Below are 14612 nucleotides of genomic sequence, written 5' to 3'. Positions count from 1 at the left end.
GTGAACATGCGTAGAACAAAAGAAAACGCATGAGCGACGAGGTGTGAGCGATGCTGACCAAGAAGCAATTGGATTTGCTGGAATTCATCCACAAACGCGTGCAGGCGGACGGTGTTCCGCCCAGTTTTGATGAAATGAAGGCTGCTCTCGACCTGCGGTCGAAATCCGGCATTCACCGGTTGATCACCGCACTGGAGGAACGCGGGTTTATCCGCCGCCTTGCCCATCGCGCTCGGGCCATTGAGATCGTGAAATTGCCCGAAAGCCTTGGCGGCGAGCCGACGGCCGGCTTTACGCCACGTGTGATCGAAGGCGACCGGCCCAAGGGCCCCCGCCCTGCGAATATGGAGCCTGTATCGGTGGACGCGCTCGAGCTGCCGGTCATGGGCCGGATCGCAGCCGGTGTTCCCATCGAAGCAATCAGCCATGTATCGCATCACGTGGCCGTCCCCGGCCCCATGGTTTCGGGACAGGGTCAGCACTATGCATTGGAAGTTCGCGGCGACTCGATGATCGACGCTGGCATCAATGACGGTGATGTGGTCGTCATCCGGGAAACCTCGACCGCGGATAACGGCGACATCGTGGTTGCCTTGGTCGAGGATCAGGAAGCGACCCTCAAGCGGTACTTCCGCCGTGGCAACGCAATCGCGCTTGAGGCTGCAAACCCGGCTTATGAAACGCGCGTCCTGCCCGAAGAAAAGGTCAAGGTTCAGGGCCGGTTGGTCGGACTGATCCGCACCTATTGAGCCTGATTGGAATGACGGTCCCCGGCAGGTTTCGGGGACCAAAGCCGATGACCTGTCATGTCTGCGCTCGAGGTCAACTTTCCGTTCGAAACCGACAGGCTGCCGGTTTCGTACAACCGTTCCGGATCGAACACCCCGCACGAACCTTGCAGGGCAAGCGCAACGGCCGAGATGATGATCTGGTTTTCCTGACATTCATCAAACACCCGCGCCGCCCGTTTTCCGGTGATATGGATGATCTCAAAGTCATTCAACGGGTATCGTTGCACGATGTCGCTGTCCGGCCATCTGAGCGCCGCCTCGATCTGCTCAACACTGTCTCCGTCATTTTCAAGCCAAACACCGGCGACAAACCCGCTGCCTTTGCTTTTGCTGAGGGCCCGCCCTTTGTCGGTCATGACCCCCACCAATCCGCCGTTTTCAGCAATCAGGACATCCGGTCTGTGCCCCGAGTTCCAAAGCAGAAATGCCAGGACAACAGGCACTGCTCCGGCCCACCGTGCTTGTCCCTGCCACAAGGCCATCCACAAGGCGCCGAGTGCGACCAGGGGCAGGATGTACCAAGGCGGGCTGACCACAAAACCCTGCGCGCCATCAAGGTGCGACACCCAGTCCGAAACCGTAAGGATCCAATGCAACGCCCACCCCATGACGGTCAGGGCAATTGCCTCCAGTCCAAATGGGGCCAGAAGCGCCGCAACGACGGCGGAGGGCACGACAGAAAGACCCATGACAGGAACGGAAAGCAGGTTGGCAAGCAGACCGTAATGGGACATCGTATTGAAATGCGCGGCACCTATGGGGGCTGTTGCAAGGCCTGCAATTGCCGATGACATCACCACGCCGACGACGGGCTTCAACCAGTTTGGGCCGGGCATCGGGCGCATCTCTCGCAACGCTCCGAAGACGGCGACCAACGCTGTGGTTGCGGCGAAAGACATTTGAAATCCGGGGCTCAGCAGCGACTCGGGCCGAAGAACCAGCACGATTACGGCGGCAACAGCAACCGCACGCAGCGAAATCGCGCGTCGGTCGATCAACACGGCCCCCAGCATGACGCTGACCATGACAAAGGCCCGTTCGGTTGCTACGTTGCCGCCGGACAACAACAGATAAAGGGTTGCGGCACAAAGCGCGAGAACAGCAGCCACTTTCCGAACCGGAAGTCGCAACGCAACAGGGGGGCACAACGACAGCCCCAACCGACACGCCACGAATACGAAGCCTGTCAGAAGCCCCATATGAAGCCCGGAAATGGCCAGCAGGTGCGCCAGATTGGACGCCCGCAAGGATGATAGCGTCTCCTGCCCCATCCCGCTGCGATCTCCGGTGGTGACGGCGGCGGCAAATCCACCGATTTCACCGGGCAGGATCTGCCTGACCCGCTGCGAAATGGCCATGCGGATCGCAGTGATCCGAATGCCGTCGATCCCTTCGGTCGCTGGTGCGATGGTCATGATCGGGACGCGGGTATACCCGACCGCGCCCAATCGTTGAAACCAGGCATGACGGCGAAAGTCGAAACCTCCGGGCTCGACCGGGCCCTGCGGCGGCGAAAGATGACCTGTGGTCATAATACGCTGCCCCGGTGCGATTGCGCCCGTTGGAACATGAACGGAAAGACGGATGCGCTGCGGCCTGCGCTCCTGAGGTACATCCCCTATGCGTACCTGATCAAGCGTCAACCGCAACGCATCCGAGGCAGACCGATCCATGGCGACGACCCTCCCCTCGACAGGGCCATAATATCGCCACGACAGTACCGGTTCTGCCACCATATGGGCGCGAACGCCTGCCAGAATGAAACCGGCAACGATCAGCGCCCCCCCGATTGCCAACCTTCCCACCCCCGGTGGCAGCCGGCGGCGCAAGGCGACAAGAGCGATTCCAAGACAGACAAGACCGGCATAAACTGACCAATCCGGCTCGACGCGGACGCCGAAATAAAGACCAATCCCCGTCGCCAGCAAAACCGGCGTCCAAGGGAAAAGGTAGCCTGTCTGGTGCAGCAGCGCGGCCTCGACCCGTGCAAGAACACGCATGGTTGCCCCCGTCCTTCGGGCTCGTTAGACAGGCTTCAAACTATGCCAGATACGGTTACCAAAAGGTTAATCCCCACCATGACTGAACAGGTCGTCACTCGTTTTGCCCCCTCGCCCACCGGTTTCCTGCATATTGGCGGCGCGCGCACTGCATTGTTCAATTGGCTGTATGCGCGTGGTCGGGGCGGCAAATTCCTGCTGCGGATCGAAGACACCGATCGCGAACGTTCGACACCCGAGGCGACCGCCGCGATCCTTCAGGGCATGGCCTGGCTTGGCCTTGATCACGACGGCGATGTGATCAGCCAGTTCGAAGGGGCCGCCCGTCACACCGAGGTCGCGCATCAGTTGCTGGCCGAGGGCAAAGCCTACAAGTGTTTCTCGACCCAGGAAGAAATCGCGGCTTTTCGGGACCAGGCGCGCAGCGAAGGGAAATCAACTCTGTTCCGCAGCCCATGGCGTGACGCCGATCCTGCGACGCATCCGGATGCACCTTTTGCCATACGCATCAAGGCGCCTCAGGACGGGGTGACCGTGATCCACGATCAGGTTCAGGGCGATGTGAGCATCCGCAATGACCAGTTGGACGACATGATTCTTCTGCGCTCGGACGGAACACCCGTCTACATGCTGGCAGTCGTTGTCGACGATCACGACATGGGTGTCACCCATGTCATCCGCGGCGACGATCACCTCAACAACGCCGCGCGGCAAATGATGATCTACGAAGCCATGGGCTGGGACGTTCCGGTCTGGGCGCATATCCCGCTGATTCACGGGCCGGACGGCAAGAAGCTGTCCAAGCGCCATGGTGCTCTTGGAGCGCAGGAATATCAGGCCATGGGCTATCCCGCAGCCGGGATGCGCAATTACCTGGCCCGGCTAGGCTGGAGTCATGGCGACGATGAGTTTTTCACGGACGCGCAGGCAAAGGAATGGTTCGATCTGGACGGGATCGGCAAAAGCCCTGCGCGGTTTGATCTGAAGAAGCTTGAAAACCTGTGTGGACAGCATATCGCAATCTCGGACGATGCTGCGCTGCGGCAAGAGATCGAGGCGTATCTGGCCGCAGCAGACCTTACGCCCCTTACTGAAACACAATCCAGTGATCTGGAACGTGCGATGTATTGCCTCAAGGACCGGGCGCGCACCTTCCCGGAACTGCTTGAAAAGGCTCATTTTGCATTGACAAGCCGCCCTATCGTTCCGGATGAAAAGGCAGCAAAGGCATTGGCAACTGTATCCGATGGTATACTGACGGAATTGACGCCGCATCTGCAAAATGCTAGCTGGTCGCGGAACGAACTGGAGGAGGCACTGAATTCCTTTGCCGAGTCAAAGGAGCTCAAGTTCGGCAAGCTGGCCGGTCCGCTGAGGGCCGCCCTGGCGGGTCGGGCCGTTACGCCTTCGGTTTTTGACATGATGCTTGTGCTGGGACGGGAAGAAACCCTGGCGCGGCTTTCTGAAGCAGCGAAATAACCCAAGCTTCATAAACGGGTAACGCTGCTCCGCTAACACCCGGACTGCGCGTCCACGCGCAGTCATTGCCCGTATCACCGGAGGTATCTCTGGCGTGCGCATGAATGAAGAAGGGACAACCATGACTGATAGCAACAAAACAGCCACTCTGACCGTTCACGGCAAAGAGTATGAGTTGCCTGTTCATTCTCCGACTGCTGGTCCGGATGTCATTGATATCCGCAAGCTTTATGGTCAGGCCGGCGTCTTCACCTACGATCCTGGGTTCACTTCGACCGCAAGCTGCGACAGCACCATCACCTATATCGACGGCGAAAAAGGCGAACTGCTGCACCGCGGCTATCCGATCGACCAACTGGCCGAGAAATCGCATTTCCTCGAAGTCTGCTATCTTCTGCTGTACGGAGAACTGCCGGCGGCAAAGGATCTTGAGAAATTCGAGACCACGATCACACGCCACACCATGCTGCACGAGCAGATGCAGTATTTCTATCGCGGTTTCCGCCGCGACGCGCACCCAATGGCTATTATGGTCGGCGTTGTCGGCGCGATGTCGGCCTTCTATCACGATTCAACGGATATCTCGGACCCGCAGCAGCGTGAAATCGCATCGCATCGTCTGATCGCCAAGATGCCGACTATTGCTGCATGGGCCTATAAGTACCACACCGGTCAGCCTTTCGTGTATCCGCGCAACGATCTGGACTATGCGTCGAACTTCCTGCGCATGTGTTTCAGCGTTCCTGCCGAGGAATATGAGGTCAACCCGATCCTTAGCCGAGCGATGGACCGGATTTTGACCCTGCACGCGGATCATGAGCAAAACGCCTCGACATCTACCGTGCGTCTGGCCTCATCTTCAGGTGCGAACCCGTTTGCCTGTATCGCAGCCGGTGTTGCTTGCCTCTGGGGCCCTGCCCACGGTGGCGCAAACCAAGCCTGCCTGGAAATGCTGGAAGAGATCGGCACCGTCGATCGCATTCCCGAATACATCGCCCGGGCCAAGGACAAAGACGATCCGTTCCGCCTGATGGGCTTTGGCCACCGCGTCTACAAGAACTTCGACCCGCGCGCCAAAGTGATGAAGCAATCGGCAGACGAGGTTCTGGATCTGCTAGGCATTGAAAACAACCCAAAACTGCAGGTCGCCAAGGAACTGGAACGCGAAGCGCTGGAAGACCCGTATTTCGCCGAAAAGAAGCTGTTCCCGAATGTCGACTTCTATTCGGGCATCATCCTCGAAGCGATGGGTTTCCCGACCTCGATGTTCACGCCGATCTTCGCCCTGTCACGCACTGTTGGCTGGGTAAGCCAGTGGAAAGAGATGATCGCCGATCCGCAAAACAAGATCGGCCGCCCGCGTCAGCTGTACCTGGGCGAAACGCTGCGCGATTACGTGGATATCGAAAATCGCTGATACGCGCCTTACGGCAATCTGTTTCGAAGGCCCCGGCACTGCCGGGGTCTTTTTTGTTTGGACTGAAGCAATGAGACCGCGAAGACCCGGTGTTTTCCCGCGCAAGACAGCACCGAACAAGCCGGGGCGCATGACCTCAGAACAGGCTCAGCTGATCCCCGGGCTGCGGCGGCACCGCAAACAAATCGCAACGCAACGGGGCCGATTTTATGGACAGCCCCAGACGTTTGCAGGTCTTCAAGAACCTTTGAGCGATAATCCCGGCATACTCACCCTCGCCCCGCATTCTGTGTCCCCAACGCGGATCGTAGTCCCGACCCCCATGCATTTCCCGCAGTTTGGACATGACCTTTTCCGACCGCGATGGCTCATGATCGGCTAGCCAGCCCTGCCAAAGCTGCGATACTTCGCGCGGCAGGCGCAACATGATCCAGCTTGCGGCATCCGCTCCAGCCTCTTTCCCGGCCTCCAGAAGGCTTTCCAGTTCATGATCCGTCAGCCCCGGCACGATGGGTGACGTCATGACACGCACCGGAACGCCCGCTTCCGTCAGCGTTCGGATCACGCGCAACCGACGAAGGGGCGACGGCGCCCGTGGTTCCATTCGGCGGGACAATTCCGCATCCAACGTGGTCAGCGAAATACCAACCCGCACAAGTCCCCGGCCTGCCATGTCGGCAAGAAACTCCAGATCCCGCTCTATCAGGGTACCCTTGGTGACGATCGCGACCGGGTGGTTGAACTCACTCAAAACCTCAAGGCATGACCTTGTAATCATGTGCTTTTTCTCAATCGGCTGATACGGGTCCGTATTCGTACCAATTGCAATCGGCGCGACTTTGTAGGATCTGGCGGACAATTCCTTGCGCAGAACACGCCCCATGTTGGGTCGAGCGATCAGGCGGGTTTCGAAATCCAATCCTGCCGATAGCCCAAGATACGCGTGGCTGGGCCGCGCAAAACAGTAAACGCAACCATGTTCACATCCCCGGTACGGGTTGATCGACCGATCGAAGGGCAAGTCGGGGGATCGGTTGTAAGTAATAGCGCTGCGCGCAACCTCTTCACGTGTCTCGGTTCGCAGCGGCGGCAATTCTTCCTCAATGTCCCACCCGTCTTCGGTGGCAGTGGTGGCAAAGCATTCAAACCGACCAGCTTCGTTCGTCGTTGTTCCTCTTGCCCTGATCGTCCGCGCGATACTCATGTCATTTTGTTCTCTTTTTGTTCTACCGCTAACATAGGCTTGTCGCCAATTTGGCGCAAGTCCCGCCAAATCACCGATGGATTGAAGCGAGATGAAATCTCCGCAGGATGATCTTGCAGACTTTTCTATCGAGCCCCCCCATTTTTTGCCCTATAGGTCGGTCCCGAAACGACCGACGTCGCAATCGTCACAGTCACGATGCGACGTTTTGGCCAAAACGGAAAAAATGCCACCACGGGCCGATGGCCCGCCCAGCACAGGGAATACCCCATGTCCGACGAAGAAGACATCGTCCTGTCCGAATTGAATGACGACGAACTGGTCGAGCAGATGTTCGACGATCTCTATGACGGCCTGAAGGAAGAGATCGAAGAAGCCACCAATATCCTGCTGGAACGCGGATGGACACCTTATGACATCCTGACCAAGGCTCTGGTTGGCGGTATGACAATCGTGGGCCATGACTTCCGCGACGGCATCCTGTTTGTCCCCGAGGTTCTGCTGGCCGCAAACGCCATGAAGGGCGGCATGTCCATTCTCAAGCCGCTGTTGGCCGAAACCGGTGCACCGCGCGTCGGCAAGATGGTCATCGGCACCGTGAAGGGCGACATCCACGACATCGGCAAGAACCTTGTTTCGATGATGATGGAAGGCGCTGGCTTCGAAGTTGTCGATCTGGGCATCAACAACCCGGTCGAAAACTACCTGGAAGCGTTGGAAAACGAACAACCCGACATTCTGGGTATGTCGGCCCTGCTGACCACTACGATGCCTTACATGAAAGTGGTCATCGACACGATGGTCGAACAGGGCGTCCGCGACGATTACATCGTTTTGGTCGGCGGCGCGCCCCTGAATGAAGAGTTCGGCAAAGCCATCGGCGCGGATGCCTATTGCCGTGACGCAGCTGTTGCAGTGGAAACCGCCAAGGAATTCGTGGGCCGCAAGCACAATCAACTGGCTGGCTAAGACCCGAATAATACTGATTGAAAGGCCGTCCGATCCGGGCGGCCTTTTCGATTCCGAAGCGCTTTGTCACCGGAAAATCCGGATTATCCAATTCTAAACCAAAGCAGGTCTAAAAGAACGAGGCATCCACATTCCCAGGGGGTCTCGTGCCGACTACGTTCACAGCCATCTCGCTCGGCAAACTTGCCGATATCGACAGTTTCGAAGGCAACAACACAGCTGAAAACGCTTCGGTGCTTGTGGGAAAAACCTTTGGCGGGTCCGACGATCCGCTGGCTCATAACAGCGTCACCTGGAGCCCGGTCGGCAATCCGGGTTCGTACTACAACATGAACAACATGTCGGCCAATGATCGGCTTTCGATCAATGGCGGACCGCCTCAGACATTCGATGGCACTTCGGTCTACAACGCCACGATCACCTATTTTGACGGATCAACTGCCAGGATTTCCGCAGTTTTGGCGCAGGATGTGGATGGCAACACCTATCTGATGCCGGAATTCTCGGACAATTCGGACCAGTCCGCCTTGGAGGCTGGCCCTGTCCGCTCGATCACGCTCAACAGCCTTGCCGGAAACCGGTATTCAGGCCTGACATCCCGCCGTGAAGATTGGGATCTGGTGCCCTGCTTTACCCCCGGAACGATGATCCGCACCGAGCAAGGCGTGCGACCGATTGAAACCCTGTCCGTCGGCGACCGGATTGAAACCCATGATCATGGGCTGCAACCCCTGCGATGGATGGGGCGGCGAACCGTCAAGGCAACGGGTCCGCATGCGCCTGTTCTTTTCAAAGCAGGCGCCATCGGAAACACGCGCGACCTTCTGGTGTCACAACAGCACCGTATGCTGATTGGGGATTGGCGTCTCGAGCTGTACACCGGGCATTGCGAAGCCCTGGCGCCTGCCAAACACCTCGTGAACGGGTCCGACATCATACTGCGGCCCGGAGGGCTGGTGACCTACATCCACTTGCTGTTCGACCGGCATGAGCTGCTCTGGGCCGAAGATTGCCTGAGCGAGAGCTTTCATCCCGGCGCGCATATCTGGGACAGTCTCGGGTCTGCCGCACGGCAAGAAATCCTGTCGCTGTTTCCGGATCTGTCGCTGAACGGTGTTGCCGCGTACGGCCCGCTGGTCCGGCCCCTGATGACCGCGTTCGAAGCGCATGCGTCGGCGGCCTGACATGAGATGTCGGATCGGGGCTTGCCCAACGGCCTCAATCATCCTCCTATGGCAGCAGCCCCGGAGGATGCCAAGTGACGTCAAACGAATCCCTGCCAGATGATGCAGCCCTGACCACGAAGGGCTATGACGATACGGGCAAGGGAAGCATCCTGTTGATTGCCTGCGGCGCTCTTGCGCGCGAAATACTGGACATCAAAACACGGAATGGCTGGGATCACATGGCTTTGACCTGCCTGCCTGCGATCCTGCACGTTCACCCGGAACGGATCACCCAGGCTGTGGAAGACGCCGTGGCCAAGCATCAGCGCAATTATGACAAGATCTACATCGTTTACGCCGATTGCGGCACAGGGGGCCTGCTTCAGGCCGCCTGCGAAAAGCTTGGGGTCGAAATGGTGAAGGGGCCCCATTGCTATTCCTTCTTCGAAGGAAATCAGGCTTTTCAGGACCGCGGAGAAGACGAAACAACCGCGTTCTATCTGACAGATTTCCTGGCCCGGCAATTCGACGCCTTTGTCTGGAAACCACTGGGCCTGGACCGCCACCCGGAACTACGTGACATGTATTTCGGCAATTACACCAAACTTGTCTATCAGGCCCAGATCGACAGCCCAGAGCTGACGGAACGCGCGCGCGAATGCGCAGACCGGATGGGGCTTGAATTCGAACGCCGGTTCACCGGTTACGGCGATCTGGAAAACACGCTCTCGGACTGGGCAAACCGCCCAAGATGAGATCAGGCGTTTTCCTGTGCGACCTGCCGGATGCGTTCGATCATCGACCGCAGGCCGTTCGAGCGCTGAGCGGACAGGTGGTCGTTCAGCCCAAGGCGTGCCAGTTCAGCCCCCGCATCGACTTTGGGAACTTCGGCCACGGGCAAACCGTTGTACAAGGACCGAAGAACAGCGATCAGGCCGCGCACGATCAGTGCATCGCTGTCACCATCGAACTTGAAGACGCCGGATTCAATCATCGGATGCAGCCAGACCTGGCTGGCGCATCCATGGACTTTTGTCGCCGGAACCTTGAATGCGTCGTCCAACGGCTCCATCGCCTTGCCCTGCTCGATGACATGGCGATACCGGTCTTCCCAATCCTCGAGAAACTCGAAATCCTCGACAATCTCTTCAAAGGCGGGCGTGGCCATGATGCGGTGGTCCTTTGTTTGCATTCACAATTGTGACCTAAGCCGGTGACCCGCCACTGTCCAGCCCCCGCGGTGGCTTTTCAACGCGAAGAAATTGCGCTAACCCATTGCCTGAACTCGTGTGAAAGTCTGTGGGTCCATGCAAAAATCTCTGTCCGTTCTCATCATCGCCACGCTGACCCTGACTGCATGCAGCAGCTGGCGTGACTCTCGGGTGAACCCGTCAAACTGGTTCGGATCCAGCAGATCTGTCGAAGCCGAAACACCGCCCGACCCAAATGCCGCCGACGCATTGGTTCCGAAGCAAGGCGGAGGAACCGGCCTGTTTTCCCGCCCCGATGCTGAAGACACCAGCATTCCAATTGGTCAGATCGACGAATTGCGCATTGACCCGACCCCCTCTGGCGCGATCATCTATGCGTCTGGCACGGCTGTCCGGCAGGGGGCATTCAACGCGCGTCTGGTTCCTGTTGAAAAGGAAGAAAACCAGAAGAACGGAACTTTGGAATTTGTGTTCCGTGTGAACTACCCCAGCTATGAGACGCCGCAAGGGTCGGAACGTACTCGGATGGTATCGGACGCCATCAATATCTCGAAACAGGAACTGGAAGGTATTCGGCTGGTCCGCGTGGTCGGACAACAGAACGCACTGGAATCACGGCGCCGGTAAGCGCCGTTACAGGGACACGACCTTGACCGACTGCTCTTTGGCCGCCAGGGCAATCTTTCCCTCGCACAGCTTGAGAGCATCCTCGCCAAAGACTTCGAACCGCCATCCCGACAAGGCTGGAACATCCCGCTCGCCGGCTGCAATCTGATCCAGGTCCGAGCTTGTGGCGATCAATTTCGCCGCCACACCTGAACTTTCGGTTTTGGACTTCAGCAGAACCCTTAGCAGGTCAGCCAGCGCCGGATTGACCTTGAGCTTGTCGCGCGAAGTGTCGACCTTGGGCAATTTGTCGGGCGGGCAATTCACGCCGCGCTTGACCGCTGCCAGAATACCTTCGGCGACCGCCCCTTTGCGGGCTTCGCGCAGCAACAGGCGGGATCCGCCCAAATCCGAATGTGTTTTGGGTTTGGTCGATGCCAGCTCGATCAACGCGTCGTCTTTGAATACGCGGTTCCGGGGCACGTTGTTTTCCTGCGCATAGGATTCGCGAAACTGCGCCAATTCACGAACCACAGCCAGAAACTTGGCCGAGTTCGTGCGCGTTTTCACCCGCTTCCATGCGTCTTCGGGGCGGATGTCATATGTGGCAGGCTGTGTCAGCGTCCGCAATTCTTCGGCAACCCAGTGGCTGCGCTGCGTCTTTTCAAGTTCTGCGGCCAGACGCTCGTAGATCCCGCGCAAATAGGTCACATCCGCAAGAGCATAGTTTTTCTGAGCATCGGTCAGCGGGCGCCGGGACCAGTCGGTGAACCGAGAGGTCTTGTCGACGCCCTGCTTGCAGATTTTCCGAACCAGAGTTTCATAGCCAACCTGTTCGCCAAAGCCACACACCATCGCTGCGACCTGTGTGTCGAACAGCGGTTTGGGGAACACACCGGCTTCGACCCAGAAGATCTCAAGATCCTGGCGGGCGGCATGGAACACCTTGACCACGCTTTCATTCCGGAAAAGATCGTAAAGCGGGTCAAGCGACAAGCCATCGGCAAGCGGATCGACCAGAACCGCGCTGTCTTCATCCTCGGACGGGACAGCCAATTGCACCAGACACAGCTTGGAGTAGTACGTCCGCTCACGCAGAAATTCGGTGTCGACCGTGATATAGGGATAGCCTTCGGCGGCCTTGCAGAAATCGGCCAGCTCTTGCGTCGTCGTCAGGGTTTTCATGCGCCGTACTAGTATCGCTCTTGTTTTTGTGCCTGCCCGTTTTTGTCCTCGTCCCGAGCGTCGTCGACGACCATAGGCCGATTATTACACGGGTGTAAATCACCCACAGAGCGTTCACGGCAACAGGACGGGCGACCTGTTGCCTTCTGCAAAGCGCCGCAGCACTTCGGGGTAGAGTTTATGCTCCCAAACCAGCACCCGCGCAGCCAGCGATTCCGGTGTATCATCGGCTTTGATCGGGACCCGTGCCTGACCCAGAATCGGGCCATCATCCAGTGCCGCCGTCACCTCATGCACCGAGCAGCCGTGTTCGGAATCTCCGGCTTGAATCGCGCGGGCATGGGTGTGTAACCCTTTGTATTTTGGCAATAATGAAGGGTGGATATTCAGCATCCGGCCTTGAAACCGAGACACGAAATCCGCTGTCAGAACCCGCATAAAGCCGGCCAGACAGACAATGTCGGTTTGCGCCTCTTGCAGGGGCTGCAAAAGCTCGGCTTCAAAGGCGCTGCGGTCCCCCTTGAAAGGGCGATGATCAACCACTGCGGTCGGAATGCCACGGTCCGCAGCTTTTTTCAGCCCGCCTGCCTGCGCATCATTGGACAACACCAAACAGGGCCGCGCCGGATGATCTTTGGTCATGCTGTCAACAAGCGACACCATGTTCGACCCGCCCCCGGAGATCAGGATCGCGACGCGCTTCTGGCTCACAGCAGTTTGCCCGAATAGGCAACGCCGGGCGTTTCCGTGACGGCACCGATCCGAGCGACGGTTTCACCGGCATCCGCCAGCAGGGCCGACAGCTCATCCGCCTTTTCCGCGGCGCACACGACAATAAGGCCGATACCGCAATTGAAGGTCTTGAGCATTTCCGCCTCAACGATACTGCCGGTCTTCGCCATCCAGCCGAAGACAGGGGGCAGTTGCCAACTGTCCAGATCGATCCGGGCCCCCATCCCTTGGGGCAGCACGCGGGGAAGATTTTCGGTCAACCCACCGCCGGTGATATGCGCCAGCGCATGCACACCACCTGCGCGAACCGCAGCCAAAGCCGGTTTTACGTAAAGGCGTGTGGGCGTCAGAAGTGCCTCACCCAGATTGCCCTCTCCAAAGGGCGACGGCGAATCCCAGCCCAGACCGGACAGTTCGACCAGCTTGCGCACAAGCGAATAACCGTTGGAATGCACCCCGTTCGAGGCCAGACCCAAAAGTACGTCACCGGCTTGAACGCCCGCAGGCAGATCTGCGCCGCGTTCCATCGCACCGACCGCAAACCCGGCCAGATCAAAATCGCCATCAGGATACATTCCCGGCATCTCGGCGGTTTCACCACCGATCAGGGCACAGCCAGACTGCGCACAGCCTTCGGCAATCCCTTCGATGATCCGCGCCGCCGTATCGGTATCCAGCCTGCCGGTCGCGAAATAATCGAGGAAGAACAGCGGCTCGGCTCCCTGGCAGATCAGGTCATTCACGCACATGGCCACCAGATCGACGCCGACCCCGTCCACGACGCCGGTATCAATCGCAATCCGCAGCTTGGTGCCCACGCCATCCGTCGCACCGACCAGAATCGGGTCCTGGTACCCGGCAGCCTTCAGATCGAACAGCGCGCCAAATCCACCCAGGCCGCTCATCACACCGGGGCGGTTGGTCCGCTTGGCGGCGGGTTTGATCCGATCGACCAGGGCGTTGCCCGCGTCGATATCCACACCTGCATCGGCATAGGTGATTCCGTTTTTACCCGCTGTCATGTCCGGTCCCTCAAGAAAGCTTTGCGGGCGGGTTAGTCGATTGTGGCGTTTGTTGCAACGGTCAGGCTTGACGCGGCTGTTCACCGTGATACCCAAGCGCCTAGGCGGGCCTGTAGCTCAATTGGTTAGAGCAGAGCGCTCATAACGCTTTGGTTGGGGGTTCGAGTCCCTCCGGGCCTACCATTTCGCCGAGACATCCAGGTGGGTTGTTGCCGTCTGGACGTTGATGCGCTGGCTTATCCGTCCGAATCTTCGAACCCAAAATAGGCGTCGAGCTCCTCTTGGGTTACTTGCCATTCATAGGAATAGCCGTCGCGCCCACCAAAGCTGTAATCCTCGTGACTGCCGGACAGGCTCGGATCTTGATGCACCGCCTCCAAATAGGTCTCGAATTCATCAGGATCGACCCAGAACGACGCATCCATGATCATCATGTAATAATCATAGGCGAGAGGCTCGTCGAACTTGCCGAAGTCATTCTGCAAATAGTCCAGCATTTCGGCGCAAAATATCGCCATATTGGCACGCACCTGAACCGGAAGAGGTGCAAGATCCTCGTCGCCATCCACCACGTCCTGCTGGGACGCATGCCACAACTCGGATGCCAACGATTCGATCAGGTCGGACCGCAACCATTTCAGACATGTATCGCCTGCCCCGATAAAACCGGTCAGACGTTCCACCCGCCTTTCATCGGTTTCGTCATACCACTGCCAAAGAGGCAGCAGGGCCGCAAGTGTCGCGCACCCGACAAACCCCTTTTCGGCCAATTTCACGAATCCTGCGATAACCATCCTATGCGCCCCCAAAAAAGTAAAAAACTATGGGGA

Annotated in this window: 14 protein-coding genes and 1 tRNA gene; 8 read left to right on the top strand and 7 right to left on the bottom strand. The window is 58.3% G+C overall.

What is annotated here, in order from left to right; translation table 11 throughout:
- Positions 1–50 precede the first annotated feature (50 nt).
- Complete coding sequence (gene lexA, locus ACR0LI_RS04775; RefSeq protein WP_171632210.1) at positions 51–749, top strand: transcriptional repressor LexA; 699 nt, start codon at positions 51–53, stop codon at positions 747–749.
- On the opposite strand, the gene ACR0LI_RS04770 is transcribed toward lexA, so the two are convergent.
- Complete coding sequence (locus tag ACR0LI_RS04770; protein ID WP_480718097.1) at positions 743–2791, bottom strand: ComEC/Rec2 family competence protein; 2049 nt, start codon at positions 2789–2791, stop codon at positions 743–745. The two genes, lexA and ACR0LI_RS04770, sit on opposite strands and share 7 nt — an antisense overlap.
- Before the next feature lie 78 nt (positions 2792–2869).
- Between ACR0LI_RS04770 and gltX the strand changes: the two genes are divergently transcribed.
- Positions 2870–4270 carry a glutamate--tRNA ligase gene (gltX, locus tag ACR0LI_RS04765; RefSeq protein WP_480718096.1) on the top strand — a complete coding sequence of 467 codons (1401 nt, stop codon included), beginning with the start codon at positions 2870–2872 and terminating at the stop codon, positions 4268–4270.
- Between the two features lie 121 nt (positions 4271–4391).
- Complete coding sequence (gene gltA, locus ACR0LI_RS04760) at positions 4392–5687, top strand: citrate synthase (protein WP_171632203.1); 1296 nt, start codon at positions 4392–4394, stop codon at positions 5685–5687.
- A 136-nt stretch (positions 5688–5823) separates the two neighbouring features.
- Here gltA and ACR0LI_RS04755 read toward each other — a convergent pair whose 3' ends face one another.
- Positions 5824–6891 carry a PA0069 family radical SAM protein gene (locus tag ACR0LI_RS04755; RefSeq protein ID WP_480718095.1) on the bottom strand — a complete coding sequence of 356 codons (1068 nt, stop codon included), beginning with the start codon at positions 6889–6891 and terminating at the stop codon, positions 5824–5826.
- A gap of 270 nt (positions 6892–7161) precedes the next feature.
- On the opposite strand from ACR0LI_RS04755, the gene ACR0LI_RS04750 reads away from it, so the two are divergent.
- The 3 genes from ACR0LI_RS04750 to ACR0LI_RS04740 all read left to right on the top strand — a co-directional run bounded on the left by ACR0LI_RS04750 (position 7162) and on the right by ACR0LI_RS04740 (position 9781).
- The gene (locus ACR0LI_RS04750) at positions 7162–7860 is read left to right on the top strand and encodes a corrinoid protein (protein WP_171632198.1); all 699 of its coding nucleotides are present in this window, start codon (positions 7162–7164) and stop codon (positions 7858–7860) included.
- 146 nt (positions 7861–8006) lie between these two features.
- Positions 8007–9044, top strand: coding sequence for a Hint domain-containing protein (locus tag ACR0LI_RS04745; RefSeq protein WP_480718094.1), 1038 nt, complete (start codon positions 8007–8009; stop codon positions 9042–9044).
- A 74-nt stretch (positions 9045–9118) separates the two neighbouring features.
- Positions 9119–9781 (top strand): DUF1638 domain-containing protein, encoded by a 663-nt coding sequence (locus tag ACR0LI_RS04740; protein ID WP_480718093.1) that lies wholly within the window; start codon positions 9119–9121, stop codon positions 9779–9781.
- 2 nt (positions 9782–9783) lie between these two features.
- On the opposite strand, the gene ACR0LI_RS04735 is transcribed toward ACR0LI_RS04740, so the two are convergent.
- Entirely contained in the window at positions 9784–10194 is a 411-nt protein-coding gene (locus ACR0LI_RS04735; RefSeq protein ID WP_117868838.1) for a SufE family protein, read from the bottom strand.
- A 139-nt stretch (positions 10195–10333) separates the two neighbouring features.
- Between ACR0LI_RS04735 and ACR0LI_RS04730 the strand changes: the two genes are divergently transcribed.
- Positions 10334–10864 carry a hypothetical protein gene (locus tag ACR0LI_RS04730; protein ID WP_209832992.1) on the top strand — a complete coding sequence of 177 codons (531 nt, stop codon included), beginning with the start codon at positions 10334–10336 and terminating at the stop codon, positions 10862–10864.
- Between the two features lie 6 nt (positions 10865–10870).
- Here ACR0LI_RS04730 and rnd read toward each other — a convergent pair whose 3' ends face one another.
- The 3 genes from rnd to purM form a co-directional block, all read right to left on the bottom strand.
- The gene (gene rnd, locus ACR0LI_RS04725; RefSeq protein ID WP_480718092.1) at positions 10871–12028 is read right to left on the bottom strand and encodes a ribonuclease D; all 1158 of its coding nucleotides are present in this window, start codon (positions 12026–12028) and stop codon (positions 10871–10873) included.
- 114 nt (positions 12029–12142) lie between these two features.
- Positions 12143–12739, bottom strand: coding sequence for a phosphoribosylglycinamide formyltransferase (gene purN / locus ACR0LI_RS04720; RefSeq protein ID WP_480490274.1), 597 nt, complete (start codon positions 12737–12739; stop codon positions 12143–12145).
- Positions 12736–13782: a phosphoribosylformylglycinamidine cyclo-ligase gene (gene purM / locus ACR0LI_RS04715; RefSeq protein ID WP_171632187.1), complete on the bottom strand. Its 1047-nt coding sequence runs from the start codon at positions 13780–13782 to the stop codon at positions 12736–12738. The genes purN and purM overlap by 4 nt, the downstream gene beginning before the upstream one ends.
- 106 nt (positions 13783–13888) lie before the next feature.
- Between purM and ACR0LI_RS04710 the strand changes: the two genes are divergently transcribed.
- Positions 13889–13965, top strand: a tRNA-Ile gene (locus ACR0LI_RS04710).
- 53 nt (positions 13966–14018) lie between these two features.
- Here the strand turns inward: ACR0LI_RS04710 and ACR0LI_RS04705 are convergent.
- Positions 14019–14576, bottom strand: a complete 558-nt coding sequence (locus ACR0LI_RS04705; protein WP_171115717.1) for a hypothetical protein — start codon at positions 14574–14576, stop codon at positions 14019–14021.
- Between the last annotated feature and the right edge of the window lie 36 nt (positions 14577–14612).

Source organism: Ruegeria sp. CL7 (assembly GCF_056536445.1).
This window is presented reverse-complemented; position numbering and strand designations above follow the sequence as displayed.

What these genes read in the sequence shown, in the direction of transcription:
- purM (WP_171632187.1), bottom strand. Translation starts at nt 13,782, where the DNA reads ATGACAGCGGGTAAAAACGGAATCACCTATGCCGATGCAGGTGTGGAT.
- ACR0LI_RS04770 (WP_480718097.1), bottom strand. Translation starts at nt 2,791, where the DNA reads ATGCGTGTTCTTGCACGGGTCGAGGCCGCGCTGCTGCACCAGACAGGC.
- ACR0LI_RS04735 (WP_117868838.1), bottom strand. Translation starts at nt 10,194, where the DNA reads ATGGCCACGCCCGCCTTTGAAGAGATTGTCGAGGATTTCGAGTTTCTC.
- ACR0LI_RS04705 (WP_171115717.1), bottom strand. Translation starts at nt 14,576, where the DNA reads ATGGTTATCGCAGGATTCGTGAAATTGGCCGAAAAGGGGTTTGTCGGG.
- ACR0LI_RS04750 (WP_171632198.1), top strand. Translation starts at nt 7,162, where the DNA reads ATGTCCGACGAAGAAGACATCGTCCTGTCCGAATTGAATGACGACGAA.
- lexA (WP_171632210.1), top strand. Translation starts at nt 51, where the DNA reads ATGCTGACCAAGAAGCAATTGGATTTGCTGGAATTCATCCACAAACGC.
- gltA (WP_171632203.1), top strand. Translation starts at nt 4,392, where the DNA reads ATGACTGATAGCAACAAAACAGCCACTCTGACCGTTCACGGCAAAGAG.
- rnd (WP_480718092.1), bottom strand. Translation starts at nt 12,028, where the DNA reads ATGAAAACCCTGACGACGACGCAAGAGCTGGCCGATTTCTGCAAGGCC.
- ACR0LI_RS04730 (WP_209832992.1), top strand. Translation starts at nt 10,334, where the DNA reads ATGCAAAAATCTCTGTCCGTTCTCATCATCGCCACGCTGACCCTGACT.
- ACR0LI_RS04755 (WP_480718095.1), bottom strand. Translation starts at nt 6,891, where the DNA reads ATGAGTATCGCGCGGACGATCAGGGCAAGAGGAACAACGACGAACGAA.
- gltX (WP_480718096.1), top strand. Translation starts at nt 2,870, where the DNA reads ATGACTGAACAGGTCGTCACTCGTTTTGCCCCCTCGCCCACCGGTTTC.